General features: G+C 55.6%; 12 protein-coding genes and 1 tRNA gene. 8 read left to right on the forward strand and 5 right to left on the reverse strand.

The window, feature by feature from the left end:
• Together KP708_RS13195 and KP708_RS13200 are read left to right on the forward strand one after the other, a co-directional pair.
• Window positions 1–240, forward strand: a 240-nt coding sequence (locus KP708_RS13195; protein WP_215757195.1) for a hypothetical protein, incomplete at its 5' end; no start/stop codon positions are given.
• Window positions 241–301: 61 nt separating this feature from the next.
• Window positions 302–378, forward strand: a tRNA-Pro gene (locus KP708_RS13200).
• A gap of 48 nt (window positions 379–426) precedes the next feature.
• Here the strand turns inward: KP708_RS13200 and KP708_RS13205 are convergent.
• From KP708_RS13205 to KP708_RS13215, 3 genes are all read right to left on the reverse strand, one after another.
• Window positions 427–1,533, reverse strand: a complete 1,107-nt coding sequence (locus KP708_RS13205) for an AI-2E family transporter (protein WP_202207326.1) — start codon at window positions 1,531–1,533, stop codon at window positions 427–429.
• An 89-nt stretch (window positions 1,534–1,622) separates the two neighbouring features.
• Window positions 1,623–2,054 carry a DUF3574 domain-containing protein gene (locus tag KP708_RS13210; protein WP_215750827.1) on the reverse strand — a complete coding sequence of 144 codons (432 nt, stop codon included), beginning with the start codon at window positions 2,052–2,054 and terminating at the stop codon, window positions 1,623–1,625.
• The gene (locus KP708_RS13215) at window positions 2,051–2,689 is read right to left on the reverse strand and encodes an NUDIX domain-containing protein (RefSeq protein ID WP_252347493.1); all 639 of its coding nucleotides are present in this window, start codon (window positions 2,687–2,689) and stop codon (window positions 2,051–2,053) included. The genes KP708_RS13210 and KP708_RS13215 overlap by 4 nt, the downstream gene beginning before the upstream one ends.
• 268 nt (window positions 2,690–2,957) lie before the next feature.
• Between KP708_RS13215 and KP708_RS13220 the strand changes: the two genes are divergently transcribed.
• From KP708_RS13220 to fusA, 3 genes are all read left to right on the forward strand, one after another.
• Window positions 2,958–4,760, forward strand: a complete 1,803-nt coding sequence (locus KP708_RS13220) for an ABC transporter ATP-binding protein/permease (RefSeq protein WP_215750829.1) — start codon at window positions 2,958–2,960, stop codon at window positions 4,758–4,760.
• Window positions 4,761–4,856: 96 nt separating this feature from the next.
• Window positions 4,857–5,159, forward strand: coding sequence for a 50S ribosomal protein L28 (gene rpmB / locus KP708_RS13225; RefSeq protein ID WP_007282133.1), 303 nt, complete (start codon window positions 4,857–4,859; stop codon window positions 5,157–5,159).
• A 166-nt stretch (window positions 5,160–5,325) separates the two neighbouring features.
• Complete coding sequence (gene fusA, locus KP708_RS13230) at window positions 5,326–7,428, forward strand: elongation factor G (protein WP_202207330.1); 2,103 nt, start codon at window positions 5,326–5,328, stop codon at window positions 7,426–7,428.
• A 454-nt stretch (window positions 7,429–7,882) separates the two neighbouring features.
• Here the strand turns inward: fusA and KP708_RS13235 are convergent, their stop codons facing one another.
• Window positions 7,883–9,472, reverse strand: a complete 1,590-nt coding sequence (locus tag KP708_RS13235; protein ID WP_215750830.1) for a S10 family peptidase — start codon at window positions 9,470–9,472, stop codon at window positions 7,883–7,885.
• Between the two features lie 86 nt (window positions 9,473–9,558).
• On the reverse strand, window positions 9,559–12,324 hold the full coding sequence (locus KP708_RS13240) for a phosphoenolpyruvate carboxylase (protein WP_252347494.1): 2,766 nt from the start codon (window positions 12,322–12,324) through the stop codon (window positions 9,559–9,561).
• 125 nt (window positions 12,325–12,449) lie between these two features.
• On the opposite strand from KP708_RS13240, the gene KP708_RS13245 reads away from it, so the two are divergent.
• From KP708_RS13245 to sufB, 3 genes are all read left to right on the forward strand, one after another.
• Window positions 12,450–13,739, forward strand: coding sequence for a DUF445 domain-containing protein (locus KP708_RS13245; RefSeq protein ID WP_215750936.1), 1,290 nt, complete (start codon window positions 12,450–12,452; stop codon window positions 13,737–13,739).
• Between the two features lie 120 nt (window positions 13,740–13,859).
• Window positions 13,860–14,342 (forward strand): SUF system Fe-S cluster assembly regulator, encoded by a 483-nt coding sequence (locus tag KP708_RS13250; RefSeq protein WP_046902051.1) that lies wholly within the window; start codon window positions 13,860–13,862, stop codon window positions 14,340–14,342.
• A gap of 12 nt (window positions 14,343–14,354) precedes the next feature.
• Window positions 14,355–15,842: a Fe-S cluster assembly protein SufB gene (sufB, locus tag KP708_RS13255; protein WP_046901415.1), complete on the forward strand. Its 1,488-nt coding sequence runs from the start codon at window positions 14,355–14,357 to the stop codon at window positions 15,840–15,842.

The following is a 15,842-nucleotide window of genomic DNA, read 5'->3' on the forward strand; positions in this document are numbered from 1 at the left end:
GCCGAAGCCGAAGCCGAAGCCGAAGCCGAAGCCGAAGCCGAAGCCGAAGCCGAAGCCGAAGCCGAAGCCGAAGCCCCTTTCTCAATTTATGACACAGAAGAAGTTTTGGTTCTGCAGGATGCGAATCAGCACCTTGCTGCCTCCGTCAGGCATCTGGATGCAGAAAACGAATTTTTGCGTTCTGAAATGAAGGAAATTCTGGAAGAACTTCAAATTTTGAGAAGTCTTCTTCCGGTATAGGGCAGATGCCCCATTGCGGGGATGAGTTTACGCTGCTAAACCACCGCCACCGCAGGACGAACGGGCAGTAGCGCAGCCTGGTAGCGCACCAGTCTGGGGGACTGGGGGTCGTGGGTTCGAATCCCGCCTGCCCGACCAGTCCTGCGGTAATTTCCTGAAAAAATGATGTTTTTGTAAAAGGCCTTTTCAGGCCTTTTTCTTGTCTGTGCGCTCTTCTGTCCAGAGCGTCCACAGCAGGTGCAGTGCGGCCATAATTGCTGGTCCAAGGAATAAGCCGAGAAGGCCCCATGTTTCTGCTCCGCCCAGAATACCGAGCAGGACCCAGAGGAATGGCATCTTGGTGCTGCCGCCAATTAAAACGGGGCGGACAAAGTGGTCAGCTACAAAAATCACGACTGAACCCAAGGCCATCACCACGATTGCGCCGATCATGCTGCTTTTGGCCAAGAGCAGGAGTGCGACCAACCCGACGGTTGGCCATGCAAGAAATGGTATCATTGCGGCAACAGCCGTGAGCATGGCAAAGAGCAAGGGCTGTGGAGCACCTGTCAGCATATAGGCGGCTCCCATGATCGCCCCTTCTCCTAGGCCGACCAGCACCAGCCCTGCGAGAGTTCCGTGAACGGATGAGATCATCTGCTTGGCAAGGCTTTCTCCTTGCTCACCAAACAGCCGATGCGAGCCGACAAGCCCTTTGCGGATAACGTAATCACCATCCTTTAGCAGGAAGAAGAGCGTTAACAGGGAGAAGGCGAAAAGTGTGCCCCGACGCGCTACCTGCGACCCAACCTGCTTTGTCATTTGCATGCCATGTGCGACATCGACTGAGTGGAGCAGATGTGACAGCCGTTGCGGGCTGGTCATGTGGTTTTGCCACCAGGTGGTTGCCTGCGTAGCGACGAACGGAAGGTGAGGAACCCACTCAGGCATCGGGATGCCGTTATTGCGTACGTCCTCAATCCACTCCAATGCGCTTCTGATCTCGTCGGCAAGTTTGACGCCAACAAGTGAAACGGGGACCAGAAAGATCAGAGCAACAACTAACGTGAAGCTCATAGGCAGCCAGTCATTGCGGCCAAACCGACGCTCAGCGCGCTGGTAAAGCGGCCACAGGGAAATTGCGAATACACATCCCCATAACAAAGCGGGAAGAAAATTTTTCAGTGTGTAGAGACCGATAGCCACGAAAAAGAGGGCCAGAAACCCACGCGCCCGCCGCTGTATGGTTCCGGTGGAATCCGAGGCTTCCACCGGAATGACTTCAGGGGAACGAGGAGGAAATTGATCGGTCATGGGGGTCCTGAAAATAGTGGCCGGAAATTATGGCTGATGCGCTATCCGTTCGCGCACTGGCGAAGTGTTTGCATCATGCCCGTAGGTTCTCAGTTGAACAGTGAGCATCCGGACTGGATGGTGAGGCCCACAGCCTGTTGGGAGAACTGTTGCCGGTAAGCGGCTTGAATTGCACGCAGATTGTGCTGAAGGTTCTTATCAGGAGGCGTCACAACCCAGAGAATTCTGGACGGCTCCCTGCCTACGATATGGGTGACTGTGTTCATCCACTGCCCATCAGCCTTGAAAACTGTCAGGCCGCTCGGGAAATAGGGAGTAATTTGGGATGTGACAAATGTCTGCCACTCATCATCTGTTATCGGCAAGCCGCCGGGGCGCGTCTGCCCGAACATCATCCTGATCTGTAATGTATCCTGAGCGCGCATTTCGCGGCAGAGATCGGGTGTGACACTGACTGGTACGACACAGCCTCCCAAAAGGGGAAGCGAGAGGAGCAGCGCAGTGAGACCGAGGTTTTTCATGAGTGTGTTTGTGCCAGTGCATTTTTAAGGATGGTACATTCGCTGCGAGTGAACAGACCCCGCCGGATAAACAGATCGATCAGAACAAGATTGACGTTGAACTTGAAGTCATCAGTATCTCGGACGAGAGAGAATGCATCCGTTAGTGGTATCAGATGAAAGCTCTCAACTTCGCCATCTTCTGCTACCGGTACAAAATCTGTCGGCAGGACCAAGTCGTAACAGTGAAGAACATCTCTTCTAAGGCCTTCAGGGCGGTCCATGGCGTAGTGCAGTCGGCTGACGGGCTCTGCGCGGCGGGATAGCTCTTCCGGGATGCCAGCCTCTTCCTGAGCTTCCTTGATCACCGTCATCTGTGGGTCAAGCCCGGCACTCATGCCGCCAGCGACCAGATGGTCCAGTTTTCCAGGATCAAGACGCTTGGACATACTCCGACGGGCGATCCATAGCATTGTGCCCGTGGAATGCTCCACGAGGCCATTCATATGGATGCCTTCTGCCGCTACTCCCAGAACAGGAATGGCACCCCGGTCAACACGCCCAATGACATGGCCTTGCGCGTTGCGAACGTCGAAGGGCTCATCATGCGAAGCATACACGCCCTGTCTGGCAAGAGTTTGGGAGAGGGGAAACAAGTCCTCTCCTGACGCAACGCCAAATTTTTCCTGTGTTTTTAATCCCAAAGATTCAAGCTGGAGGGACGTTTCGGGGGAAATCCATCCAATCTGCTCGTGAGCACAAAAAAACGGGAGCCGTCCGCCGGGAAGGCGTGCGCTATTGCAGGCCTCTATATGTCGGAGGAACGGATCAAGATTCGGGAATGGAGACTTTTCTAGCACAATCGAAAGTTTCGCATGCGCGCGGGCGATTGCAAAGCGGAGCTTCTCTTTCTCATAGTCTGGCATGTCAAAGAAACACGATTCGAAATCGGAAAGCCTGTCTCTCAAAGAACTCTGGAAAAAAATTCGTCCTGAAAACCCTGGCCGTACGGCGTTCTGGGTCGGGGTGGCGATGGTTCTGCTTCTTGTAGAAAGCGGGACGACTGTTGCGACCCCCTGGCTATTCAGTCGGATGGTGTCGGCGTTGTCAGAGCATCAGGCGCTGCTGGCTGTCCCCTTCTGGCTGATTGGCCAGTATGCGATCATCCGTGTTGTTGCTGGCCTATCGACACCGCTCCGTGAAATGCTGATTGCTCCTATTGAAGCTGACCTGCAGAGGCGTGTTGCGCTGGTCGGACTGGAGCATCTTCATGCCATGAGCGTCCGGTTTCACCTTGATCGGCAGACGGGAGCTCTCACGAGGACACTGGATCGTGGCTCGGATGCGATTGGCACACTGCTCAGTCTTGTCCTCTTCAACGTTCTGCCAAACACCATCGAACTGATGATGACGCTTTTCGTCGTGTTTCGGATCTTTGACTGGCGGTATGTTGTGGTGGCTGTCGGCGGGATCGGCGTTTATGCAGCTGTATCGTATGTTTTTACACGTATGCGAATGACGGCCCGGCGTGCGCGGAATACAGCCAACAGTCAGGCACAATACCAACTCGTTGACAGTATGCTGAACTTCGAGACAGTCCGCAGTTTTGCCAACAGTCATCAGGAAATTCTCCGCTACGATCGGTCGCGCGTCGCTCTGAAAAACGCTGAAATTCGTCTGAAAAGGTTGGTTGGCCTTTCCCAGATGGCGCGAAGCCTGCTGATTGCGGGGGCAACCGCGATCATATTGTTACTGGCCGCTCATGACATCGTGCAGCACAGGATTGGTGTCGCGCAGTTCGTTCTGATCGGTAGCTACCTTCGAGGGCTCTATAGTTCTGTAGGAGCGCTGAATTACGTCAGTGCGGGCTGGAGAAATGCCCGGGTAGATCTTGAGAACTACCTTGAACTTCTTGGTACGCACTCAGAGATTGTTGAGGCAAAAAATCCGGTATCCCTGCCGGTCAAGCTTGCAACCGGTGGTCCAGCGTCGATCAGGTTCGAGCATGTTTCCTTTAGTTATGATCCGTCCCGTGAGATCTTGCATTACATTAATCTTGACGTTCCGGCAGGAACGTCTCTGGCGATTGTCGGTCATACGGGCTCGGGGAAATCGACGATTGGACGTTTGTTGACCCGTGCATACGATCCTACATCGGGTTCCATCTCTATTGATGGGAAAAACCTGCGGGATGTCGCGCTGGAAGACTTACAACGTGTGATTGGCACGGTCCCCCAGGATACCGTTCTGTTCAACGCGGGGATTGGCGAAAATATTGCCTATGGAGATCCGTCTGCTCCTGAATCTGCGGTCGAGCTCGCAGCGACCCGTGCGCAAATCCACGACTTTATTAATGAACTGCCAGAAAAATATGACACAGTCGTTGGAGAGCGGGGACTGAAACTCTCAGGAGGCGAAAAACAGCGCGTCGCAATTGCTCGTGTGCTTCTCAAGGACCCACGCATTCTGCTTCTTGATGAGGCGACGAGCGCGCTTGATACGTGGACGGAAGCCGCGATACAGCAGGAGTTGCGTGCGCTTTCTCTTTCCCGGACAACAGTGATCGTTGCGCATCGTCTGTCCACAGTGCAGGACGCCGATCAGATTGTTGTGCTGGATGCAGGCAGGGTAGTCGAACGCGGAACGCACACGGAATTGCTGCAAAAAGACGGTTATTATGCAAGAATGTGGTCGGTTCAGGCAGGAGAAGCGGTCATGAGGGCTTGACGAAAGCCCTCTCGTTCGCGATAAGCCGCGCCTGATTTACGGAACGCGCCGGGCCTCCGCTGTCCTGCGTCATCCAGCATCGAGGAAAGTGCTACCATGTCTCGCCGTTGCCAGGTCACGGGCAAGGGCGTGCTGACGGGCAATAACGTCAGCCACGCCAATAACAAGTCCCGCCGTCGTTTTCTCCCGAATCTGCAGGAGACCACGATGATCTCCGATATTCTTGGTTCGTCAGTGCGCATGCGCCTGTCCACCAACGGTATCCGTACGATCGAGCACAATGGTGGGCTGGATTCGTTCCTGCTGGGAACGCCAAACCGCAAGCTTCCTGAAGAAGCTCAGGTCATCAAGCGTCGTATCCTGCGCGTTCAGGAACGCAAGGCTGCACAGACCGCCTGAGAAATCTTCCCGGCTGATGTCGGGTCATAAAGATTACTCTTGAAAACCATGGCGGTCTGGGTCATTCAGCCGCCACTGGGACAAATCAGGTTCGGCTTTAACGAGCCGCAGCGGAGGTGTTTCAGTCCAGACTGAAACACCTTTTATTGTTTTTTGGAGGTTCTCCGTGTCCGAAAGCGTTCAGGAAGCCAAATCGGCTCTCTCGAAGATCCGCAATATCGGTATTACCGCACATATTGACGCTGGTAAGACCACCACGACCGAGCGCATCCTGTACTACACGGGTGTCTCCCATAAGATCGGTGAAGTGCACGACGGCAACACCACCACCGATTACATGGCACAGGAGCGTGAGCGCGGCATCACCATCACGTCCGCTGCCGTGACGTGTGAGTGGAACGACCACCGCATCAACATCATCGACACCCCGGGCCACATTGACTTCAACATTGAAGTGAACCGTTCGCTCCGCGTGCTCGATGGCGCCATCTTCGTCATCGAAGGTGTTGCTGGTGTGCAGCCGCAGTCCGAGACCAACTGGCGTCTTGCTGACCGCTACAACGTGCCGCGCATCATCTTCATCAACAAGCTCGACCGTACGGGTGCAGACTTCTACTACGCTTTCAGCACGCTGAAAGAGAAGCTGGACATCGTTGCAGTTCCGCTGCAGCTGCCGATCGGTGCTGAAGAAAACTTCGTTGGTGTGGTCGATCTCGTTGAGATGCGTGCGATCGTGTGGGAAGGCGGCGAACTCGGCGCCAAGTTCCACTACGAAGAGATCCCGGCTGACCTGAAGGAAAAGGCTGAGGAAGCTCGCCAGACCTTGCTTGACACCGCTCTTGCCGTTGATAACGACGCCATGGAAGAGTACTTCGAGAAGGGCGATGTTGACATCGCCACGCTGAAGAAGTGCATCAAGAAGGGTGCAATCTCCGGCGAATTCCGTCCTGTCATGTGCGGTACGGCGTTCAAGAACAAGGGCGTTCAGCCTCTGCTCGATGCCGTCATCGACTATCTTCCGGCTCCGGACGAAGTTGAAGGCATCCGTATTGCTCCGCCGGAAGGCGAAGAGGTTGACGAAGACTTCCTGCCGATCGTTCCTGTCGATCCGGATGGAAAGTTTGCTGGCCTTGCGTTCAAGATCATCTCCGACAAGTACGGCACGCTGACCTTCGTTCGCGTCTATCGCGGCGTTCTGAATGCTGGCGACACGATCCTGAACACGACCAAGGGTCATAAGGAACGCGTTGGCCGCATGTTCCAGATGCATGCTGACAAGCGTCAGGAAGTGAAGTCCGTTGGTGCGGGTGACATTGCTGCGTTCGTTGGTCTGAAGGACACGGTCACGGGTGACACGCTGGCTGATGCCGCTGATCCGGTGGTTCTGGAGCGTATGCAGTTCCCGGTTCCGGTTATCGACATCTCTGTCGAGCCGAAGACCAAGGACGGCGTCGAGAAGATGACGCTGGCACTGCAGAAGCTGACGGCTGAAGATCCGTCCCTGCACCTCAAGACCGATCAGGAAACGGGTCAGACCATCCTGTCCGGCATGGGTGAGCTTCACCTGGACATCATTGTTGATCGTTTGCGTCGTGAATACGGTGTTGATGCCAACATTGGCGCGCCTCAGGTTGCTTATCGTGAGACGATCACGAAGCCGCATGTCGAGACCTACACCCACAAGAAGCAGTCGGGTGGTTCGGGTCAGTACGCTGAAGTCAAAATCGAGTTCGCTCCGTCTGACAAGCCGGACGAGATCATCTTCACGAACAAGGTCGTCGGCGGTACGGTTCCGAAGGAATACATCCCGGCTGTCGAAAAGGGCATCCGGATGCAGAGCACCACGGGTGTTCTCGCTGGCTTCCCGACGGTGGACTTCCAGTTCACGCTGCTCGACGGTAAGTACCATGACGTTGACTCGTCGGCTCTAGCCTTCGAAATCGCGGCCAAGGCCTGCTTCCGTGAAGGTATGAAGAACGCCGGTCCGGTGATTCTTGAGCCGATCATGGACGTTGAAGTCACGACCCCGAACGATCACGTGGGTGACGTTGTTGGCGATCTTAACCGTCGCCGCGGCATCATCCAGAGCCAGGAAACGTCTGGTTCGACCGTGATGATCCGTTCCCAGGTGCCGTTGAAGGAAATGTTCGGCTACATTTCCCATCTGCGTTCTGCAACGAAGGGTCGTGCATCCTTCACCATGCAGTTCCACCACTACGAGGCTGTTCCTCGTAACGTGGCTGAAGAAATCATGGCGAAGTCGGCCTGATTTTTTCACCTCGGTGAGACATCTGACCCCGCCAGAGCAATCTGGCGGGGTTTTTTGTGCCTGTATTTCATAAGGATGCACCAATGCGTCCGCCTGACAGGCAGACATGCACTGTTGCTTGTTCTTCCTGCGAATAACCTTTTACACGCAGAATTTTTCCCTCGGAGTGGAGCACTCAGGCATACCGGCCTCTGGTACACGCTATCCCGGGCTTGGGAGAGGTAGGGTGGGCCCGTTTCGGTCGTTATTTCGGCCGTCCAGATATGACCGCTTCGGCAAAAACTCTCACTGATCAGATCAGTGACAGGGTGGCATCAATCAAACCGTGCTGCATGTACGAGTTTGTGATTAACGGGTCCTGATAGAATTCTCGTTCGGGTAAGTTAGGGCGCCGAAGCATAAAAAAGGCGACGAAAGGTTGCCCCTTCGTCGCCTTTTCTAAAAACGCTAGAGATCAGTGCAGATTGTCTGTCCGGCGGATGAACGCTGCGACATTGTCATGAAGCTGCTGTAGTGCTGCCGGGTCTACGTAAACCATGTGCCCAGACGAATACTGAGCGTACTCGATGTTCTTCTGAAGGTTGGTAGCCATCGGAAGATGCTTCATCTCGTAAATGCCTTCGTAGTAAGGCGTTGCGAGATCGTAGTAGCCACCGTTCAGCATCACATGCAGGTTTGGGTTCGTCTTGATTGCCATGGCAAGGTCGCTCATGACATTGGGAACGCCCTTGGGCTGATAACCATGTCCTGGCTGGGTGTGTTTGTTGTCCCAGTTCCCTTCGGGATTAAAGAGGCGGTAAGTTTCGTCTGTGCCGTACTTCAGGGTGTTCCGCACATAATCATTGAAGACCGAAACATAGGCAGAGCTGATTGCACTGGACTGCGGATCGTAATCCGCTTCCTTCGTCATCGGATCAAGCGTCGGGCTGGAATACCGCGTATCGAGGCGACCTGTTGCCATTCCCGTTGCAGCCTGAAGCTGCTGTTCGAATTGGCCGCCGTTCACGCGGAGATCAGAGCGCAGAATATAGTCCACCGGCAGGCCAGTGTAGGTGTGGAGCTTCTCTGCGATGGCCTGACGCTCGCTTTCCGGCAGGTCTGCTCCCTGACGGAGGGCAACGGTATAATCCGTCACAGCAAAATGCTCGACTTCCTTCAGGAAGGCCTTCAGGTCCGGGTGCTGCTGCGGAAGGCAATGGTGATACCACGCCGTTGCTGCATAGGTGGGTAGAGCGAGAACATACGGGTCATCAACGCCAGGATTGAACTGCGGTGCATCAGCGCTGTTGTCGTAATTCAGGATCTGGGAGAGCAGGATGACACCATTGAAATCGATGTTCTCTTCCTGCTCCAGATCATTGATGACGACTGCGGAGCGCATGGTGCCGTAGCTTTCGCCAAACAGGTATTTGGGCGAATTGTAGCGGTGGTATTTTGCAAGGAACTTCGAGATGAAGTGGGTAAACGCTTCCCCGTCACCATCGACACCAAGGAACTCCTTGGCGGCATCCTTGCCCGCAATGCGCGAGAAGCCGGTTCCCGGAGCATCAACAAACACAACGTCAGACACGTCCAGTAGAGACTGGGGATTGTTGATGAGGGCGTAAGGTGCCGCGGGAAGATGCTGGTCACCAGGTGTGTTGACGCGGCGTGGCCCGAACGTGCCCATATGAACCCAGACAGATGCCGACCCAGGCCCGCCGTTATACAGGAAGGTAATGGGCCGCTTAGCCGAAGGAACGCCATCCTTGAAGTAGGCGGTATAGAACATGGATGCGACAGGCGGGTTCTTGTCACTGTCGTCTTTGCCGGCTTCAACCTTGATGCCGCGCTTGGTCAGAACCTCATTGGAATCATTATATTCTGACCCGTGCACGAGAATGGTCCCGGCAACAGCCTGATAAGGAATTGTCGAGCCATCCACGACTACCGTGCCGCGTGTCACGCTGTCGGCATTGGGGGCAGGAGTGTCCTTGGCGGGTTCAGCGGCAAGAGCGGGTGTTACCATCATGGCAACACCCAGGAAGAGAGCCTTGCGAAGCATTCAGAAGGGCCTTGTGTTAAGTGTTCTGCCCTTCTCTAAACGCATAGCTGACTTGCAGACAAGCCAGATGTTATAATGTTTCGTTCTTAACCGAATGCACGGTTCGTATGCATGATCGCCACGCCGATTTCCCGTAGCAGATTGAACGAGCGTTCCAGTGGCTGGAAAATTTCCCGGTGTTCCCGGGCAAAGCCACTTTCTTCGCCCGCGTCGCCCGGCTCGCCAAAGTCCAGATTGGCCACGCTCGGGCCAGAGACCGGGAAGAGGTCATCCAGCAGATGTAGAGAGCGCGGGATATCCAGACACAGGATCAGGTTGGTGATGGAATCACGTGTCAGGCTATTGCGCGGACCAAAATAGGGAATACGCGTAGACAGAACCCACAGTCGATCAATCAGGGCAAAGCGGATGGCGTGCAGTAGCTTTTCACGGGGCTCCATACGCGGGGCATCCGGCCACGCGGCACGTAGGGCAATATGATCCGTCTGGATACGGCGGAACATTGCCGGTGCGCTCGTCCAGAAGCGCAGAACTTCCAGTCCATGGGAAATGGTCAGGAAATTCTGACGCTCTTCTTCGTCCTGCGCTTTGGATGCGCGATCCAGCCAGGTTCCCGGATCAAGCTGACGTATTGTTGCGCGCAGGACTTCCAGATCGGAGTGAGCCAAGGCCTGTCGGGCAAAGTCCATGGCTTCGCGGAAACGTGGCGAGCTGGTGACAAACTGCTCGAATGTTTCCGGATGGCGCTGCGCCGCACTTCCAAGTCCGTGCAGCACATTGGCCCACCAGCCAAGCTGTTGAAGGATGGCATTGTTCGGGATGGCGCGTAGCTGACTTGGATGCGTGATGCGCGTCACTGTAGCGGCATCAGACTGGCGTGCAGAGGGACGGGAGCCTGTCTTGTCGATCAGGGATGGTCCAAAAGCACTCAATAGTGCCGCATATCCCGGATCGTTGACCAGAGCGCCCATGTCCAGCGCGATGGTCGAAAAGAAGTCTGCTGCAAAATCCGGGCGTTCATAGACTGGATCATTCACGCTCGTCGGAACGTGCGCCACATGCTCGGCCAATGTTGCAATCGTGGAGGCTGCAATGCTTCCCGTTCCGAACAGCGTATAGCCGTCACCACCCTGAAATGCGGTTTCTACACGGCAGCCGACGCCTGCATTCTGGAATGCAATCCGCGTTCTTGCCGGAGAAAAATAGTCCAGACGCTGACGAAGACTGAAAGGATGGGCGCCGCGGCCGATGCTTTCGCCATGGGTGTCGAACAGTGTGAGGGCAACGTCCCCGAGATCATGTTCTTTCAAGAGGTCCAGCGTCCGCATCCGTAGCCGCTCAACCAGATTCGTGGCGGCTAACTGCCCGACATATCGACCCGAGTCCGAATAACCGAACTGGAGGGATAGTCTGCCATTCGCTCGCAGATAATCCCGCCAGTGTGGGGAGCGGAACGCTTCCTCAAGGATGGTCTCTCCGTTTTCGAGTGCGCTTTCCGTCTCGAAAAGAGGAGAAATTTCGATCTGATGATCCTGAATACCGAACAGGCGGGCGAGCCACAGCGTGGCCAGCAGTGTGTATCCGCTTTCTGTCTCGGCAATGAGGAAGCGGATGGGGGAGCCGGAGTCGATGTGCTTGAGAATCTGCGCCATCGTCATCATCAGACGTGCGGCCGATGCCGGTTCAACGAGTAGAGAGCCAAAATCAACATGGCGCGCCGTCAGATCATCGAGGGCATCATTGATCCGAGACAGGAGCACGCGGCGGCGGGACGGCAGAGCCGGATCATCCGTCAGGCCCAGGCGCGTTCTGGCAACATTGTAGATTTGGGCGGCATTCAGGCGCGTGTGGATGTGCGCAATACCAAGCCCGTGGCTCATGAACCCAGCCCGGAGCGTGCGCAGACGCAGGGCATCTGACGCTTCCAGTCCCGATGCGGCATCACGGAAAAAGGGCTGGAGTTCTTTCGCGTCCAGCAGGGCTTTTTCCCGATGTGCGATCAGGGTCTGTGCAAAGTCACGGATGTCTTCGGGGGTCGCGCTTTTGCTTCTCGGACATGCAGCATGTTGTGTCCGGACCGCTTCCATAGCGCGGCGAACACGCATCGCCAGTGACGTATCCTGAAGGCGGAGTTCAGTCAGGCCCGATTCAAGGCGCTCAAGCTGGGCAAGTTTGAGTTCCAGACGGATGCGGATTGTGTCCCACCAGCCAATGTCATTGCGCCCGTCTGTATCAAAACCAACCCAGCTTGCGAGAATGACAGGTGAGGGATCCACATGATCCGCCTCATTCGCCCAGCGGGATGTCATTTTTTCAATGAGAGATGCCGTCAAATCATCAAGAGCATCGCGGCCACGTAGAACGGCTGCCAAGGCCAGGGACTGTTCATCAGCGAGTGTTGGCGGTGCAGAGCGACGATGTGTTGTCAGACAGGGAAGAGGTTCTTTCGGATTGGATGCACGTTCTGCCAGGAGGGCATACACATGGTCAGCTAAAGCAAACGTCGGGTGAGCCGTAAAAACAGCAGCGATTGCGGGTTTGGTCAGAGCTTCGGGAGAAGGGGCCTGCTCGACCAGTTTCGCCGCGACCTGCTTGAGACGTTCTGTCGGATCTGCGTCTTCAAGGCCAACATAGTGCCGAAGATGGGCTGCACGCTGGGAGAAGTATTCATCCCGCAATGTTCGAACTGTATGCTCCAGTTCCTCGATTTTCTCGCCTTTTCCGATGGACAGTTCATCACCAATGGAGGCAATCAGATCACCCAGGCCGTTGCGCTCCTGTGTGAGGCGCGTGGTCATGGCGTCGATGCGTTCGGAAAGAGATGTGTCGTGCCGGGAGGCGCAGTCAGACATCGGGAGCAGTCTCGCTTCTGCGGGAGGTAAATTGAAAACGGGCAAGTTATGTTCCATGCCCGGCCTGTAAGCGCAACCTTGTTGCGGACGCGACAGTGCGTCCGGATGATGCTATCGGAGGCTTCATGCATCCGGATATGAAGAAAGATGTCAGTCAGGTCATTCCGCAGAAGGGATCTTCGCCAACAAGATTGGCCGGAGGCCTTCTAATCGGCATGGGCGCGGTTGCCACAGGTACGACCTATCTCGCGGCCAGACATTTCCACGACGATAGCCTGGCGTTAGGCGTACTCCGGGCAGGCTCACGAGCAGGCGTTGTTGGAGGCTTGGCGGACTGGTTTGCAGTGACAGCCCTGTTCCGACATCCGATGGGGCTTCCTATTCCTCATACGGCTATCCTTCCCAGACAGAAGGTGCGGTTAGGGCAGGCGCTGGGCCGGTTTGTGTCCGGTCAGTTCTTTACGGATGCGGACGTTCATCGGGCCCTCTCCAAGATTGATCTACCAGGTCTGATTGCGGACGCTCTCAGCGAGCCATCTACCCGACAGACACTTGTCGCCACGCTGCGCGCCAGTATCCCCAGCCTGTTTGATCGCCTTGAGGACGGTCGGGCGAGTGCTGCTCTATCGCGCGCGCTGCCGGTCCTGCTCAATGGTGAGGAAATCGCGCCACTCGTCTCTCGCGCCATGAGGGCGATGGTGGACAGTGAGATGCATCAGGAAGTGCTCTCCTTCCTTCTGGCAAAGCTCAAGGCCACGGTCGCCGCCAAGGAAGGTGATCTGAGGCAGTTCGTCGAGGAGCGGGTGCGTGAGCAGGGGGGACGCTTCCTCGGCTGGGCCATTGGGGGATCGGTTGCCAATCGGGTTCTGACTGCTCTTCAGGCAGAAATTGAACGGATCGATCCGATGGACTCGGATATTCGGCACGGTTTCACGACGTGGGTGCGGGCTGAAATCGATCGGATGGAAACGGATCCGGATCGCCGACAGGATCTGACGCGAGCGATTGGCTCAGTTCTGACGCATTCCAGTCTGAAAGCCTGGAGCGGTGAGCTCTGGGAGCGCGTTCGCCGGATGGCAGAAGAGGATTGCGCAAAAGAGGACGGTTGGAGTGCCTCTGTTCTGGATACGGCGATTACCGGTCTGGCAACGTCCATGCGTGAAAATGATCCGCTGAGAGAGCGCATCAACACAACCGTGGAGCGCATGGTCTCGAAGCTGCTTCCTGGCGTCAGAGACAAGCTCTCCGGGTTCATCGCCAACGTCATGGCAGGATGGGATGGCGATGACCTTGCGCGCCGTCTGGAAGCACGTGTAGGGCGGGATCTGGCCTATATTCGCGTTAACGGGACTGTCGTCGGGTTTTTGGCTGGAGCTGGCCTTGATCTGATCTCCCGCCTGTTTTTCGGTGTCTGAAGAGGTTATAACTCCGTTTAAGACATCACAAACTTCTTGACCTTTGTGACAGCATGGGTCATCTGGAACCTAATCAGGACTTCATAAGTCTTGAATGAATGTAATGTGAGTGTGCAAGCTATGCTGAGGCTCTCCAAACTAGCCGATTATGCCACCGTCCTCCTTGTCCACCTCGGACAGCACGAGGGTCTGGCAACAGCCGCCGCGCTGGCAGGAGAGACCGGAGTACCCGAGCCAACCGTTGCAAAGCTGCTTAAGGGTTTGGCTTCGAGCGGACTCGTCATCTCTCATCGAGGGGCCCGTGGCGGTTATCGGCTGGCAGGTGCGCTGGAAGAAATTACGATCGCCACGGTTATCGCTGTTGTTGATGGTCCGATTTCGATTACAGCCTGCTGCGACGGTCGGGAGTGCGAACATAGCTCCCTGTGTGGCCTTTCGGGGCAATGGGACATGGTGAATGACGCCATTCTCCGAACGCTCAACAGTATTACGCTTGCGGATATGGACCGACATTCCGTTCTACATAGCGGGAAGGAGCCCAAGGAGCCTTCTCTCGACACTACCGGCGCCGGGCCAGTCCCCGTGGCTGATCCGGTCAACTGAGGACACCAAATCATGCCAGCTGTGACGGAGACCCGCGAGACAGTCGAAAAGCTCGCGAAGTCCAGTTACGAGTGGGGCTTCGAGACTGATATCGAAATGGATATCGCTCCCAAGGGCCTGAATGAAGATACGGTTCGCCTGATCTCGGAGCGTAAGAGAGAGCCTGAGTGGATGCTGGAATGGCGTCTCAAGGCTTTCCGCATGTGGCTGGAAATGAAAGAGCCTGAATGGGCCAAAGTCAGCCACCCTCCGATTGATTATCAGGATGCGCATTACTTCGCTCAGCCCAAGAAGAAGCCTGGCCCGAAAAGTCTGGATGAAGTCGATCCCGAACTTCTCAAAACCTATGCCAAGCTAGGCATTCCGCTGCATGAGCAGGCGTTGCTGGCTGGTGTTGAAGGTGCTGAAGATCAGAAGCGTCTTCCTGTTGCCGTTGACGCTGTTTTTGACAGCGTGTCGGTTGCGACAACCTTCCGCAAGACGCTTGAAGAAGCTGGTGTCATCTTCTGCCCGATTTCGGATGCCATTCGCGAACATCCGGATCTTGTAAAGCAGTATCTTGGTTCGGTTGTACCAGCCGCTGACAATTTTTTTGCAGCATTGAATTCCGCCGTCTTTACGGACGGGTCGTTTGTGTTCGTTCCAAAAGGTGTGCGTTGCCCGATGGAGCTCTCCACATACTTCCGGATCAATGCCCGCAACACCGGCCAGTTTGAGCGGACCCTGATTATCGTCGAAGATGGGGCGAGCGTCTCTTATCTGGAGGGGTGTACGGCTCCTCAGAGAGATGAAAACCAGCTTCATGCGGCGGTTGTCGAGCTGATTGCGATGGATGATGCGTCCATCAAGTACTCTACGGTGCAGAACTGGTATCCGGGAGACGACGAAGGTCGCGGTGGTATTTATAACTTCGTGACGAAGCGCGGAGCGTGCCGCGGCGCACGGTCCAAGATTTCCTGGACTCAGGTTGAAACCGGTTCCGCGATTACGTGGAAGTATCCCTCCTGCGTTTTGGCAGGCGAGGGCTCGGTCGGCGAATTCTACTCCGTTGCTGTGACCAATAATCACCAGCAGGCCGATACAGGTACGAAAATGATTCATCTGGCGCCGAATACGCGCTCGACGATCATTGCCAAGACCATTTCGGCCGGCCGCTCTGACAGCACATATCGTGGTCTTGTTCGTATGCAGCCGAAGGCACGCAATGCGCGCAATTTCACGCAGTGCGACAGTCTGCTGATTGGTGATCAGTGTGGTGCACATACGGTTCCGTATATCGAGAGCCGCAACATGACCGCGCGTATCGAGCACGAAGCAACGACGTCTAAAATCTCCGAAGACCAGCTCTTCTACTGTCGCTCTCGCGGGCTTTCTGAAGAAGACGCAGTTGGTTTGATTGTTAACGGATTTTGCCGCGAGGTGCTCAAGGAGCTGCCAATGGAATTCGCGGTCGAGGCTCAGAAGCTACTCCAGGTCAGCCTCGAAGGAAGTGTGGGTTAA

This window comes from Gluconobacter sp. P5H9_a (assembly GCF_018812085.1).
Lineage (GTDB): Bacteria > Pseudomonadota > Alphaproteobacteria > Acetobacterales > Acetobacteraceae > Gluconobacter.